General features: G+C 54.0%; 14 protein-coding genes and 1 pseudogene. 2 read left to right on the forward strand and 13 right to left on the reverse strand.

The window, feature by feature from the left end:
* Positions 1 to 70 precede the first annotated feature (70 nt).
* Positions 71 to 1,174 (forward strand): HD domain-containing protein, encoded by a 1,104-nt coding sequence (locus HOL66_04430; GenBank protein MBT5243469.1) that lies wholly within the window; start codon positions 71 to 73, stop codon positions 1,172 to 1,174.
* On the opposite strand, the gene HOL66_04435 is transcribed toward HOL66_04430, so the two are convergent.
* The 3 genes from HOL66_04435 to HOL66_04445 form a co-directional block, all read right to left on the reverse strand.
* A complete protein-coding gene (locus HOL66_04435; GenBank protein MBT5243470.1) occupies positions 1,171 to 1,386 on the reverse strand; it encodes a SlyX family protein in 216 nt (71 codons plus the stop codon). The two genes, HOL66_04430 and HOL66_04435, sit on opposite strands and share 4 nt — an antisense overlap.
* On the reverse strand, positions 1,383 to 2,414 hold the full coding sequence (locus HOL66_04440) for an N-alpha-acetyl diaminobutyric acid deacetylase DoeB (protein MBT5243471.1): 1,032 nt from the start codon (positions 2,412 to 2,414) through the stop codon (positions 1,383 to 1,385). Before HOL66_04440 ends, HOL66_04435 begins: the two co-directional genes overlap by 4 nt.
* A 161-nt stretch (positions 2,415 to 2,575) precedes the next feature.
* Positions 2,576 to 2,845 (reverse strand): hypothetical protein, encoded by a 270-nt coding sequence (locus tag HOL66_04445; GenBank protein ID MBT5243472.1) that lies wholly within the window; start codon positions 2,843 to 2,845, stop codon positions 2,576 to 2,578.
* Between the two features lie 247 nt (positions 2,846 to 3,092).
* On the opposite strand from HOL66_04445, the gene HOL66_04450 reads away from it, so the two are divergent.
* The gene (locus HOL66_04450) at positions 3,093 to 3,314 is read left to right on the forward strand and encodes a helix-turn-helix transcriptional regulator (protein MBT5243473.1); all 222 of its coding nucleotides are present in this window, start codon (positions 3,093 to 3,095) and stop codon (positions 3,312 to 3,314) included.
* Positions 3,315 to 3,349: 35 nt separating this feature from the next.
* Here HOL66_04450 and HOL66_04455 read toward each other — a convergent pair whose 3' ends face one another.
* From HOL66_04455 to HOL66_04500, 10 genes and pseudogenes are all read right to left on the reverse strand, one after another.
* Entirely contained in the window at positions 3,350 to 4,228 is an 879-nt protein-coding gene (locus HOL66_04455; GenBank protein MBT5243474.1) for an EamA family transporter, read from the reverse strand.
* A gap of 58 nt (positions 4,229 to 4,286) precedes the next feature.
* Positions 4,287 to 5,846, reverse strand: a complete 1,560-nt coding sequence (locus HOL66_04460; GenBank protein ID MBT5243475.1) for a cytochrome C oxidase Cbb3 — start codon at positions 5,844 to 5,846, stop codon at positions 4,287 to 4,289.
* A 4-nt stretch (positions 5,847 to 5,850) separates the two neighbouring features.
* A complete protein-coding gene (gene nirJ / locus HOL66_04465; GenBank protein MBT5243476.1) occupies positions 5,851 to 7,053 on the reverse strand; it encodes a heme d1 biosynthesis radical SAM protein NirJ in 1,203 nt (400 codons plus the stop codon).
* A gap of 4 nt (positions 7,054 to 7,057) precedes the next feature.
* Positions 7,058 to 7,564 carry an Lrp/AsnC family transcriptional regulator gene (locus HOL66_04470; protein ID MBT5243477.1) on the reverse strand — a complete coding sequence of 169 codons (507 nt, stop codon included), beginning with the start codon at positions 7,562 to 7,564 and terminating at the stop codon, positions 7,058 to 7,060.
* A complete protein-coding gene (locus HOL66_04475) occupies positions 7,534 to 7,989 on the reverse strand; it encodes an Lrp/AsnC family transcriptional regulator (GenBank protein MBT5243478.1) in 456 nt (151 codons plus the stop codon). The genes HOL66_04470 and HOL66_04475 overlap by 31 nt, the downstream gene beginning before the upstream one ends.
* Positions 7,986 to 8,932, reverse strand: a pseudogene (locus HOL66_04480) (Lrp/AsnC family transcriptional regulator). The gene HOL66_04475 and the pseudogene HOL66_04480 overlap by 4 nt, the downstream one beginning before the upstream one ends.
* A gap of 2 nt (positions 8,933 to 8,934) precedes the next feature.
* Positions 8,935 to 10,050, reverse strand: coding sequence for a protein nirF (locus tag HOL66_04485; protein MBT5243479.1), 1,116 nt, complete (start codon positions 10,048 to 10,050; stop codon positions 8,935 to 8,937).
* A 110-nt stretch (positions 10,051 to 10,160) separates the two neighbouring features.
* Positions 10,161 to 10,499 (reverse strand): cytochrome c, encoded by a 339-nt coding sequence (locus tag HOL66_04490; protein MBT5243480.1) that lies wholly within the window; start codon positions 10,497 to 10,499, stop codon positions 10,161 to 10,163.
* A complete protein-coding gene (gene cobA, locus HOL66_04495; GenBank protein MBT5243481.1) occupies positions 10,474 to 11,289 on the reverse strand; it encodes a uroporphyrinogen-III C-methyltransferase in 816 nt (271 codons plus the stop codon). The genes HOL66_04490 and cobA overlap by 26 nt, the downstream gene beginning before the upstream one ends.
* A gap of 109 nt (positions 11,290 to 11,398) precedes the next feature.
* Entirely contained in the window at positions 11,399 to 13,042 is a 1,644-nt protein-coding gene (locus tag HOL66_04500) for a nitrite reductase (protein MBT5243482.1), read from the reverse strand.
* Between the last annotated feature and the right edge of the window lie 32 nt (positions 13,043 to 13,074).

Below are 13,074 nucleotides of genomic sequence, written 5' to 3' on the forward strand. Positions count from 1 at the left end.
TTGCAAGGGCATTAATGGCTTCTTACATTAGTACGCACTCGTTGTTTTTTAGCCGATGAGAAAGCGTCTGATGGACGGAAATCCAAACCTCACCGTACCCCATATCTATATCGTTAATGATGAGCGCGTGCATCTCGAAGAAATTCGCCTTGTCCTGAGCCACCTGTTCGAGGTGAGATCTTTCGATAGCAACAATGCAGTCCTCGAAGCCATGGCTGTAAGCAAGCCCGATCTGGTCATCGTTGATGAGAGAATGCTTGAAAGTGGCAAGGGCTGCCTTTTCGACAAACGCAAACATTCTGATCTGAAATCAGTCCCATTTATCGTCTCGGGCCATGCAAGCGCCAGTCAATATATAAGCGGCGAGGGCTCCGGGGCTGATCGCCTTCTGATCAGGCCGTTTTCCAAAAACGCCATCCTCATGCAGGTATCGGACGCCATCAGCTACAACTTTGAACAGAAATGGGAAAATCTGCCGGAACTTGAAATGACGACCCTGCAAAGCACGCTTGGGGAATTTCAGGATATTTCCAAGGCAATCGAGGAAAACCGGCCTCTTGACCTTCAGGCTTCAAGCGATAGCTGCCAACCGCTGGTCCAGTCCGTCAACGATCAGAATTTCCATGGCATTCTCGATAATATCCGCGGCCACCACAACTACACCTACGTTCACTCACTCAGGGTGGCCACGTATCTGTCTATTTTTGGTCACGCCATTGGCATTCGCGATGACGACCTGCTGACCCTGGCCACCGGCGGCCTGCTCCATGATGTGGGCAAGATGGTGACACCCCAGGAAGTGCTCAACAAAAGCTCCAAACTGGACGACACCGAATGGCAGTGTATGAAGCAGCACGTGGAGAATTCTTCAAAAGTCTATGATCAAACACCGGATATCACCCAAGGCATCCGGATCATCGGCGAACAACACCACGAAAAGCTCGATGGCAGCGGCTACCCCTTGGGCCTGAAGGGCAAGGAGTTAAACGAACTGGCCCGGATGTCGGCGATTGTCGACATCTTTGGCGCACTGACTGACGAGCGCTCCTACAAAGAGGCATTCCCGCCTGAAATGGCCTTTGATATTCTCGGCGAAATGACGGCCCAGCTTGACCAGCGACTTGTCGGGATATTTCGCGAAGTTCTGGAAGGGCATGGAGAGCTGGCCGCCTAATAATGGGGCGGCGGCGGATCACCCGATTCGGGTGCGTCAGCGGCGGCAATACGGGTCGCCACTTTTTCTTCCAGTTCCTTTATACGGCGGGTCAGGCGCTCAATGGTCTGCCATTGTTTGGCCAGCTCGTCGCTCAAATCATGGCTCATCACCTCTTGATGGGCCAGCGCTTCTTCCAGCTGATTAATCCGTCCCGACTGCTCCTCACTCATTGACCATCCCCGTAATCTTCGGCGACAACCGCCAGACAATCGCCTTTGCCGACAAGCCCCGGCACCCCTTTACACAGGATAACACCGGAACGTCCGGCATGATGCACAAGGGGTGAGCGTTCGGGCGTTTCGATAAAATGGATCTGCCCCAGCGGCTGGTCCTTCTCAACATCATCGCCAAGCCCCATGAAGGGCTCATAAAGACCATTATCCCGGGCACTGGTGAAGCACGCGCCGTCCGGCGTACACATCAGGCGTGTCGGTGGCAGGCCCAGCTCTTCGCGGCTAACCGGCTTTTCATCAACAATACCAAGGTGGGCGAGAATGTTCCTGACCCCGGTTTCGGCAATGGCGATGGTTTCAGGCGTTGCCGTACCGCCGCCGCCAAGTTCCGTTGACAGGAAGACCTTGCCCATTTCTTCGGCCGTTGTGTCGATCATTCCCGCCGCGTCCAGTTCCCGCAAAACTAGTCCGGTCGGGGCCGCGAAGGCTTTCATGGCGGCCAGGGTTTGGCTCATTTGCTTTTCGTCGTCCAGTTCATGGATAACCGCGCAGGGCATGAAATCCAGGGTCTTGCCACCGGCGTGAAGATCGACGGCCACATCGACCATCGGCAGGATGTGGTGGCTGACAAAGTGGGCGATCATCGAGGTGACGGTGCCATCACGGCTGCCCGGAAAGGCGCGGTTCATGTTCATGCCATCAAGGGGCGACAGGCGCTGGGCGGCGCGAAAGGCCGGCAGGTTCAGCGCCGGCATGATGATAACCGTTCCACGCACCTGACCCGGTTCCAGTGAACCCATCAGTTTTGCCAGGGCTATCGGGCCTTCGTACTCGTCACCGTGGTTGGCGCCGGTGAAAAAGACCGTTGGACCCTGACCACCGGAAATCACGGCGACGGGAATTTCAATGGCCCCCCAGGCGGACTGGTTGGTTGAATGGGGGACGACCAGATGGCCGTACTGTTTTCCCGTAGCGCCAAAATCTACTGTGGCGGATATTTTTGATGTTTCTGTCGACGCTTTCATGACCCTGCCCGGTTGCGGCGTAAAAAATTAATCCGTAACCGATTTAGGCCCTTGGGCCCGCCATCGTCAAGAAAGATGCGCTCTAGAGCCGATCACACATAAACGGAATCACTACTTGATTCCATTTAAGTGTGTGAATCGGCTCGCTCTTTTAAAATCGATCAGTTTTTCACGTTTCGTTTGAACACAATGTGTTCAAACGAAACGTGAACTGATCTAGTCATTGTTCTTTGCAGGATTGGATTTTCTTTTTTTGGAAAGTTTTGAAGCATAAAGAAGGGTCTCATCAACCATGGACGCACATTCTGATTGGCGCTGACAGACCGGGCAATTTCCATCGCCAAAAAAATAATTCTGGCAAATAGCGTTGCGGATGCCATTTCTTGCATCACTGTCTTCCCCCATCCCCATTGACGTTTTTCCTTTAACATCAAGATAACTAAATCGAAACTTGTAACTATTCTTAATTGGTTACTTTTACGGGAAAAACATTGGAATTGACACTGTCACTTATGACAGTTTCTACAACGCTGTTTTAAAATTACTATGAGAACTTGTTACATGGCTGAAAAGGAGTCTGAAGACTGATCACGATGATCGGCAATGTTGAAAAACATCACTTAAAGATGCCCCAACGGCTTTCTATCAAACATCCAGCAGCAATAGGGTGAGCCAAAATTGGATAATAACGACAACATTAGCACTTTAACCAGCAGACAGCTGGAATGCCTGACCTGGAGCGCCGCCGGCAAAAGTTCGTTCGAGATCGGCCAAATTCTTGAAATTTCCGAACGTGGTGTCAATTGGCACATCAACAACGCCAAGAAGGCGCTCAGTTCAGTATCCCGCATTCAGGCCGTTGCCCGGGCCGTTCACCTGGGCCTGATTTCTGTAAAATAAAAACCAGATTTCGAGCGCCACAGCCTGGGGAAATTCTATTTCCCTTCTTCAACATCCACTTGATCCCTGTGGGTGGTGACAATCCAGACCCCCAATATCACGATGACACCGCCCATGAGTTCGACCAGTGACAGGCGTTCGCCCAGGAACAGCATACTACCGATAATGGACATAACCGGGACCAGCAACAGAAACGGCATCACCTGATTAACCTTGTAGATGCCAAGCAATCTATACCAGATCGCATAGCCAAGGGCGGTCATGATCAATCCCATATAGATAACGACGCCCCAGCCGATCCAACCGGCGTTCTGAATGGCTTCCCACTGGCCATCCTCGAACAACCAGGAGGAAACAAACAGTTGTGGCGCTGCAAAGACGGCGACCCAGGCGATCAGGGTAAAGCCGCCGAGCTTGCCGCCCAGGCCCTTGATCATAATCTGCCCGAAGGACCACACACAGGCGCCGCTGGCAACCAGAAGAACGGGCAGCAGATCACCCTGCAAGCGCGGCTGTCCAGCGATCAGCATGACACCGGCAAAAGCCAACGCCATGCCAACGGCGCGGCGCCAACCAAGATGTTCCTTTAGAAGAATCGTTGCGAACAGGGCCAGGAACGGCGCTTCAAGCTGCACGATGATAACGGCGAGGGATGCGTCAATGCCGTTCAGGCCTGTAAACGTCAAACTATACTGAAAGCTGGCACTGACTATAGCGATCCAGAAAATTTTCCACATCAGCCCCCATGGCGGTCGGACAAACCAGACCAAGGCAAGAGCCGTGACGCTAAAGCGGAAAGCCATCAGCAGGATCGGCGGGAAGCTGACATAAACGAACGCGACCTTGGCAAGGGTAAAGCCAAGACCCCATAACATGGGAACGGTAATCGCCAACAGAATATCGACAGGTTTCACACGCAAATCCTTTTTTTCCTTCTTAAACCAAGAAGGAAAACATAGCTAAGGAAATGCTCTAGTGACTTGTGCCGCTGGAATAGGTGATCTTGTTGAAGACATTATACTTTCCTGAAGGCTTGACCATCTTGATGCGCTTGACCTCTTTAAAGGTCTCTGCGTCGTAGATAACCAATGCCCCGTCCATATCCCAAACACTGACCAGGGCGAATTTGCCATCACGGGTAAATTCAACATGGGCGCCGGTTTTGCCCGGTGCCGGTTTCAGGGTTTTGACGATTTCCAGGGTTCGCTTGTCGATAATGTGCAACAAGTCCTTGTTGGGGCCGAAGAAAACATCAGTCCAGGCGTAGGGGGTGTTGTCGTGGCTGCGCATGAAAAAGCCGGGGCCTTTGGTTTCAATACGCTTGATGGTTTTCCATGACTTTAAGTCAATAACGCTGATCACCGCATCCTTCAGGTGCGGGGTCGCCATCACCGGGCGGCCTTCGTATTCAAAGGTGATGCCAGAACCCAAATGGGGCATCCCCGACAGATCAAGATCGGCGATTTTTCGTCCCACCCGCATGTTGACGACCTGGCCGTTTTTACCGTTGCGGGCCGCACCAATCAGGTTGACGTAGGACTGGTCGAAAAAGAAATCGTCAAGATAATCATCAAGGATAATCCGCCGCACCGGGAACGGTCCGTAATCGAATGCCCCCTCCTCCATGCCCGGCTGGTAATTATGGATCAGGCCCTGGGGCACCGGTTCGGGATCGTCCTCGTATGACATTTCCCAAATTTCCGGAATATCTTTCAACGCCGCGATAAAACTGTTGCGCGGCGGGGCTGTGTAAACGGCGCTGACGCGCGAGGGTGTTCCGTCCTTGCCGATAACAGGAATAATCTTGACCGGCTTCAGGGTTTCACTGTCCATGATCACCAGCGTATGAGGCAGGGTATTACCGGCCGCCACCCAGCGACCATCGCCGGAAACGGCAATATTGCGGGTATTGATACCGATACGGATTTCGGCCACCGTTTTAAAACTGAACAGATCGTACTTGCTGACCCAGCCATCGCGGGAAGCCAGATAGACAAAACGCCCGTCCGGTGAATACTTGGCCCCGCCATGCAAGGCGAAGCGGGATTTAAACCGCCACAGGGTCTCGAAACTGTCACCGTCAAGAATACTGACATGATGATCGCCGGTTTCGACCACCGTAAACAGGTTCAGTGGATCGGCGTTATGTTTTGGCGTCTCTGGAAGTCCAGCGGGGTCGTTGTGGATGATATGGCTGGCGTTCATTTCAGGCAATTTCCACTGCGGGATAGCGTCCAGAGGGGTGTAAATGAAATCCACCAGCGCCTTGATCTCGGCATCGTCAAGGGAGCCTTCGTAAGCAGGCATTTGCACCGCCGGGCGACCATCGGCAATGACCTCAATCGCCTTGTCTTTGGGCAAGCGGCCAAGATTTTCAGGAAGCAGCGGCGTGCCCATGCCGCCCAATCGATCCGCGCCGTGGCATTCAGCACAGTGTTCAGCGTAAAGGGCCGCGGTGTCAGGGGTTTCGGCGCGCGCCACAACAAGGCCGCCAATCAACAAGGCGGCAACAATAGAAATCAAGAAACGCATAAGTTCAGCCTGCCTTGCGGGAAGCGGAAAACGGCGTCATTTTGATTCTTCCGGTGGCGCTGTTTTCGTCAATTCCGATTTCATCATCATCCAGATAACAGGCCGGATCTTCGGCCCACGGATCGCCGGTGATCTGATCGGCCCGAACCCGGGTATTGCCGCCGCAAATATCAACATGGCAACAAGCCGCACAACGGCCTTTCAGGGGCCTGGGACGGCTTTTCAGGCCCGCCATCAGCGGATCGGAAGTATCTTGCCAGATTTCCGAGAACGGCCTGTCCTTGACGTTGCCAAGGCCATAATGCCACCACATGGTGTCCGGGTGCACTTCCCCGACGTTATCAATATTGGCGACGTTGACACCCGAAGCGTTTCCGCCCCACTGAACCAGCTTGGCGCGCATGTGTTCTGCGTGATCGGGGTAATTTTTTTCAATCCACTTGAGCAGATAAACCCCATCGGCATCATTGTTGCCGGTAACGAATTCCTTGGTCTCACCTTTACGGATTCCTTCAAGACAGCGCTCGAACAGCATATCCATGGCGTTGCGGGTCATCTGGAAAATGGCGTCGTCCTTGCGGTTATGGTTGCCGCGGCCAGCGTAATTCAGATGCGAGAAATAAAACCTGTCGATATTTTCCTGATCGAGAAGGTCCAGCATATCACCCAACTCTGCGGCGTTGTCCTGGGTCATGGTGAAGCGCAAGCCGACTTTAAGGCCCTTTTCACGACACAGGCGCACCCCTTCCATGGATTTATCGAACGCCCCTTCGAGACGACGGAACTTGTCGTGGGTGTCGGCCATACCATCGATGCTGACGCCAACATAGTCGTAGCCGATGTCGGCGATTTCATCGATCCGGGTTTCGTCGATCAGGGTGCCGTTGGTTGACAGCCCGGCGTAAAAGCCTAAGGATTTTGCCTGCCTTGAAATCTCATAAATATCTGGGCGCAACAGCGGCTCGCCACCCGATAAAATCAGCGCCGGCACCCGAAAAGTCTTCAAATCGTCCATCACCGCAAAAATCTGCTCGAGCGACAGCTCACCTGGGAAATCCTTGTCGGCCGAAATCGCGTAGCAGTGCTTGCAGGTCAGATTGCAGCGCCGGATCAGGTTCCAGATCACGACGGGACCGGGTGGATCACGCCGAACGCCAACCGGGGTCGGGTTGTCTATTTCGCTGAGGAATTTGGTTAAACGGAACATTTCTTCAAGCCTGCAGTCTAAGACCGGATTTCTTCAATATCCGGGTGGAGTATAATATTCTGTGATCGCGGGCGGCGTCGCCCAAAATCGTCAAAATTTGCCGGGTATGATTTTCGACACTTTCGTGATCCCGGCCATGGACCATGCAAAACAGATTGTAGGGCCAGTCGGGCAAATGCCGGGGCCGGTGATAACAGTGGGAGACAAAATCCAAAGCCCCGACCCGGCGACCCAGGGCGCTGATTTGATCATCGGGAACATCCCACACGGTCATGCCGTTGGCCTTGTAGCCGAGCGCGTAATGGTTCGGCACCACGCCGTTACGACGAATGACGCCGGATTCCAGCATTTTTTTCATACGGGTCATAACTTCTGACGGTTCCGCCCCGACAGAGCGAGCAACATCGTCATAGGGTCGCAAGGAAAGCGGCAGGCCTTCCTGGGTGGCGACGACAATGGCGCGATCAAGATCGTCCATGATCAGGCCTCGAACCTGAGGCCGATAAAGAATTCTTCCTTTTTCGGCATGTTGTGAACGACAAGCCCGGTCGCTGCTTCGATTTTGGAAATGGTTTCAGCCACCCCTTCCGGCGTTTCAGTGGCGAGAACGAACCACATGTTAAAATCATGGTCGCGGGCGTAGTTGTGGGCGACTTCATCAAATCCGTTGACGATTTCGGCAATTCGCTCGTAGTCATCTTCGGGGACTTCCAATGCCGCCAGGGTCAAACCACCACCCATTTTTTCGGCATGATACATGGGCCCGAAACGGCTTAAGGTTCCGTCTTCCAGCAGGCGTGTTACCCGGGCCAGGGCTTCTTCGGCGTCGATACCAAGGCTGGCCCCGACTTCGGCGAACGGTTCCGCTGACAGCGGAAATCCGCCCTGATAATCGTTGATCAGGGCGCGATCGATGGCGTCCAGTTGAGCGCTCATGCCACCGACTCCAGTTTTTGCGGGCTGTTGCCATAATGGGCACCGCGTTGTTTGAAACGGCGGCTGCTGAACAGCACATCCCGAGCAGCCGCATCGGCGCCACAGGTGCGGGCAAGCTGTTCGACCTGCTCAAGAACATCGTCGCGCTTTTGTCCGTGGACCATGCAAAACAAATTGTAAGGCCAGTCAGGCAAGCGGCGGGGACGGTGGTAACACAGGGTGACAAAATCAAACTCACCGAAACAGCGGCCGACCTGGGCGACCTTATCATCGGCGACATCCCAGACTGTCATGGCGTTGGCCCGGTAACCCAGTTCGTGATGGCGGACGATCAGGCCAAAGCGCTTGATGCGCCCGTCAACCTGCATGGCCGACAGGGTTTCAATGACGGCGGCTTCGCTGATGCCGACCTGTTCTGCGATAACGGCAAAAGGTCTGGAAACCAGTGGCAAACCGTCACCAAGGGCGGCTACAAGTTTTTTTTCGTGGTCGCTTAATTCCATTGCAAGTCAAATCCCAAATCAAGGTGGTAATCTTCCAGCATTGGCAGATTGAGCACCTTGATCCCGGTCATGTGTTCGATGTCGTCAATCACCTGATCGACGCCCTGAGCGTCAGCGGCGGTGACGACAAACCATAAATTCAGTCGGTGCTCGCGCTCATAGTTGTGGTTGACCGCGTCGAAATTACTGACCACCGCGGCCACTTCCTCCAGCCGGTCAGGCTCGACGGCCATCGCCGCCAGGGTGCTGTGACCGACCGTGTTGGGTTTGAAGACAGCGCCGACGCGGCTCAAGGTACCGTTTTCTTTCAGCACTTTCAGGGCCTCGATGACATCGTCCTCGCAGACCCCCAGCTTTTCGGCAATGGCGGCGTAAGGACGTTCAACCAGCGGGACGCCGCGCTGAAACCCGTCGATCATTTTCTTGCTCAGCTCGTCCATTTTCAAAGTCCGGTCTTGTGGGCGCGTGCCGTGAAAAAGATACCGCTTGGCTTGAGAGCCGGAAGTTCTTTTATGACTTCTGCCGTTTTGGTGTCGTAAACCTTGACCACATCCAGATCGCGCACCGATAGCCACACTTCTTCGCCGCGTGGCGTAAATTCCATGTGCAGGACGCCTTTGCCGGGGGTCAGTGTCTTAACCAGTTTCATGGTTTCCGCATCGATGACCTGCACCGTATCGTTACGGGGAACGGCGAAGTTGACCCACACCTGGCGTCCGTCAGGGCGGGCCATGACAAACACCGGCTGGCCATGAACCGGGATACGGGCGACCTGTTTCCATGTCGTCATGTCGACGACCAGAACCTCGTGATGGCCGACCGCAGGCATGAACGCGTAGCCACCGGCGACGGCCCAACCTTCCAGATGCGGCATCTTGTAAACGGGCAGCTTTTCTTCACCCCTGCCATAATTATCAAGAATACGGGTGACGCCTTTTTCAAGATGCCACAGGTCGAGCATGGCCATACCATCCTCGCCGAACAGCCCTGAAATATAAGTGCGACCGTCAGGCGTTATCAGGCCGTCATAGGGTTGATGGCCGATGTCGGTGAACTTGGTAATGGCAGGTTCTTCAGGGTTGCTCATATCGGCGACCCAGATTTCGTCACTGTCATAAAGGGCGAAGACGAACAACTGCCCCGGCGCGTCAACCAGACCGATGACTTTTGACTGTGTTGGCAGATCGGCGACCAGTTCCAGCGTTCCCGTATCAAAAATTCGCACCCCGCCGGGTTCATAATTGGAAACGGCGACGAGACTGCCATCCTGTGAAATCGCCCCGCCGATGGCGTTACCGGCCTGGATGACACGGGCAACCACTTTGGCCTTAAGCATATCAACCTTGCTGAGGCCGCCGTCACGGCCAAAGACGAAGGCGTAGCGTTCATCGCGGGAGAAAACCACCGAGGCGTGACTCAAATCACCCAAGCCATGAACCCGCGCCAGACGCTGACGGTTGCTGCTATCGACGATCAGGGCAGAGCTGTCGGCGCGTTCGATAATCAGGCCAAGATCGCCAGTCCCCCGTAACGGCGTGCCCGAACAGCCGCTAACCATCAAAACAAATGCGAGGACCGCCAATATTGGCTTGGCTTCCAGAGGCCCAAAAAGCCAAGCAAGCGGAGCGCGCGCCCGGCACCTGAGGGGCAACGCACTTAACCGAATTCTTATTTTTTCCATTTGTTTTCCTTTATCGCCCGGACCAGCCAGCGCGCCTCTTCCTCGCTCAACAGTTCTTTCCATGGCGGCATCGGGGTTCCGGGCAATCCCTCCATAATGATCTGCGTCAAATCATCATCACTGCGCGTGGCCATGGTTTCAGGCAACAAGGGCGAACCAAGACCACCGCTACGGGTGAGGCCATGACAGGAACCGCAATCATGTTTGAGGAAATACAACAACTCTACTTGTCGCTCAGCCGAAATTCCGGCCCGGGCGGGGGCGGCCAACAGCAACAAGACAAACAGCAGCAGAGCTCCCTCAGGCTTGAGCCGAAAGGACTTCATCACAGGCAAGTTCCAGCTGGCTGTAGGCATCTTCATAGATCATTCCCTGCCAATTCAGCATATCAGCCAAACTGACCACTTTGCCGACGATAACAAGTACCGGCGACGGCAAGTCAAGATCATCAACCATCATCGGCAATCCGGCAAGGGTGCTGATGCACTGACGTTGCCCATCGACGGTTCCCTTGGAGATCGCGGCAGCCGGCGTATCAGAAGGCAGGCCCTGGGCGATCAAATTGCTCGATATGTCAGGAAGATTGGAAAGTCCCATGTAGAAAACAAGGGTCGTTTGCTCACAGGCGAGGCTTTTCCAGTCAAGATCCAGACTTTCGCCAGCCCGGGCGTGGCCGGTAACGAAGCGCACACCGGTGGAAAGGCCGCGGTGGGTCAGCGGAATACCAAGCGCCGCACTGATCCCTGAAGCGGCCGTGACACCGGGCACCACTTCAAAAGCGACGCCGCGATGGGCCAGATATTCGGCTTCTTCGCTGCCGCGCCCGAAAATAAACGGGTCCCCGCCCTTAAGCCGGACAACCATGTGATTGCTGTGGGCCAACTTGACCAGTAAGGCGTTAATGTCCTCCTGGGCAAGATGATGATTGCTGGCCGCCTTACCGACAAAAATGCGGGCGATGCCGGGTCCGATAAGATCAAGAATTTGTTGGGAAACCAGCCGGTCATAGACAATCACGTCGGCCTTTTTCAAGGCATTCAGCGCTTTGACCGTCAGCAGTTCCGGATCGCCCGGACCAGCCCCAACCAAAAATACTTTGCCAGTTTTTTCAGCCATCTTGATCTCCGATGTTTTGTTTATTGTCACAAAAAAAATTTATTCGGGGATGTTCTTAAAAATAAATGTCTAAAGCGGGGGCAAGACCTTGAGCCCTGCCCCCAAAGTTTTAGTAGATGTCGTGCTGTGTGTTATAGACGTTGAACTTGCCGGTCGGGGTCACAAGGCGCTTGTCCTTGATGACCTTTTTCAGCTTGCGCGTCTTGTCGTCGACAACAACAATCGCCGATGTTTGGGCTTTGCCGTTCCAGACAGAGAACCAGACTTCCGTGCCAGCCTTGTTGTATTCAGGCTGAACAACACGCTTGGCGCCCTCACCCAGTTTCGCCCACTTGGCGATAGGAAGGATTTCCGGGCCCTTGGCCAGGTTGTTGACATCAAAGACGCTGACCGACTGATAGACTTCTTCATCTGAATTCAGCGGCGCATCAACCCACAGGTTTGTCGATTTCGGATGGGTTTTGATGAACAGCGAACCGCCACCATGACCATCAATGCTTTCGACAACTTTCCAGGCGCTCTTCGGATGGCCCTTGGGATCGGTGCCGATCATGGCAATGGAATCGTCGCCTAAGTGAGAGGTCGACCAGACAGGCCCAAACTTCGGATGCATGAAATTGGCGCCACGACCAGGATGAGGCGTTGCGCCTACACCTTCGCTGATTTTCTTGACCAGCTTACCGGTCTTGGTATCGATGACGACAATCGTGTCACGGGCATTGGCCGCCGACATGAAGTAGCGATCGGTGGAATCGAAACCACCATCATGCAGGAAACGTTCCGCATCAATGGTTGTGACGCTCAGGTTATCGATGTCTTCGTAGTTAACCAGCAGGATTTTGCCGGTTTCCTTGACGTTGACGACGAATTCCGGACGATAGTGCGAAGCAACAATCGCCGCGACACGTGGTTCGGGATGGTATTCCTGGGTATCCCAGGTGGTACCGCGGGTGGAAACAACCTTGATCGGCTCAAGCGTATCACCGTTCATGATCACGTACTGCGGTGGCCAGTAGGTGCCGCCGATGGCGTACTTGTCTTCAAAACCTTTCATTTTCGAGGTTTCGACCGAACGGGCTTCCAGGCCAAGTTTGATCTGGGAAACCGTCGCCGGTGGGTCCATCCACAGATCGACCATGTTGACAAGGGCGTCACGACCAACCACGAAAAGATAACGGCCGGATGCAGAAAGCCTTGAAATATGAACCGCGTATCCGGTTTCGATGATCGTCTTGATTTTATAATCATCGCCGGAAATCAGGGCAACCTGACCGGCGTCACGAAGCGTGACCGAGAACAGATTGTCGAGATTGAGCTTGTTCATCTGTTTGGTTGGGCGCTTTTTCGGGGGATAGTACAGCGTCCACGAGTCCTTCATCTCTTTAAGGCCCCATTCAGGCGGCGCAACGGGATCTTCAAGAAGGTAGCGGGCCATAATACTGATTTCAGCTTCGCTCAAATCGCCCGACGTTCCCCAGTTGGGCATACCCCCGGGTGAACCATAAGTGATGAAATCGCGCAAGTGCTCTATACCAAGGTCCTTGGTCCGTTTGGGTTCAAGGTTTTTACCGGTTGCACCTTTGCGCAACACGCCGTGACAACCGGCGCAGCGTTCAAAATAAATTTTATCGGCAGTTGTTTTTTCTTCCGCCGACAGTTTCCCTTCTGCCGCCTGTGCCATAGATACCGAAAATGAAGCAGCAATAACCGCCGCCATTCCGACACCGGCCAGGCGAAGTCCATATTTAGCCATGGTGAATCTCCAACATCGTGGTTTAACATTAA

Source organism: Rhodospirillaceae bacterium, from assembly GCA_018662005.1.
GTDB lineage: Bacteria > Pseudomonadota > Alphaproteobacteria > Rhodospirillales > JABHCV01 > JACNJU01.

What these genes read in the sequence shown, in the direction of transcription:
- HOL66_04430 (MBT5243469.1), top strand. Translation starts at nt 71, where the DNA reads ATGGACGGAAATCCAAACCTCACCGTACCCCATATCTATATCGTTAAT.
- HOL66_04435 (MBT5243470.1), bottom strand. Translation starts at nt 1,386, where the DNA reads ATGAGTGAGGAGCAGTCGGGACGGATTAATCAGCTGGAAGAAGCGCTG.
- HOL66_04440 (MBT5243471.1), bottom strand. Translation starts at nt 2,414, where the DNA reads ATGAAAGCGTCGACAGAAACATCAAAAATATCCGCCACAGTAGATTTT.
- HOL66_04445 (MBT5243472.1), bottom strand. Translation starts at nt 2,845, where the DNA reads ATGTTAAAGGAAAAACGTCAATGGGGATGGGGGAAGACAGTGATGCAA.
- HOL66_04460 (MBT5243475.1), bottom strand. Translation starts at nt 5,846, where the DNA reads ATGCGTTTCTTGATTTCTATTGTTGCCGCCTTGTTGATTGGCGGCCTT.
- nirJ (MBT5243476.1), bottom strand. Translation starts at nt 7,053, where the DNA reads ATGTTCCGTTTAACCAAATTCCTCAGCGAAATAGACAACCCGACCCCG.
- HOL66_04475 (MBT5243478.1), bottom strand. Translation starts at nt 7,989, where the DNA reads ATGAGCGCTCAACTGGACGCCATCGATCGCGCCCTGATCAACGATTAT.
- HOL66_04485 (MBT5243479.1), bottom strand. Translation starts at nt 10,050, where the DNA reads ATGGTTAGCGGCTGTTCGGGCACGCCGTTACGGGGGACTGGCGATCTT.
- HOL66_04490 (MBT5243480.1), bottom strand. Translation starts at nt 10,499, where the DNA reads ATGAAGTCCTTTCGGCTCAAGCCTGAGGGAGCTCTGCTGCTGTTTGTC.
- cobA (MBT5243481.1), bottom strand. Translation starts at nt 11,289, where the DNA reads ATGGCTGAAAAAACTGGCAAAGTATTTTTGGTTGGGGCTGGTCCGGGC.
- HOL66_04500 (MBT5243482.1), bottom strand. Translation starts at nt 13,042, where the DNA reads ATGGCTAAATATGGACTTCGCCTGGCCGGTGTCGGAATGGCGGCGGTT.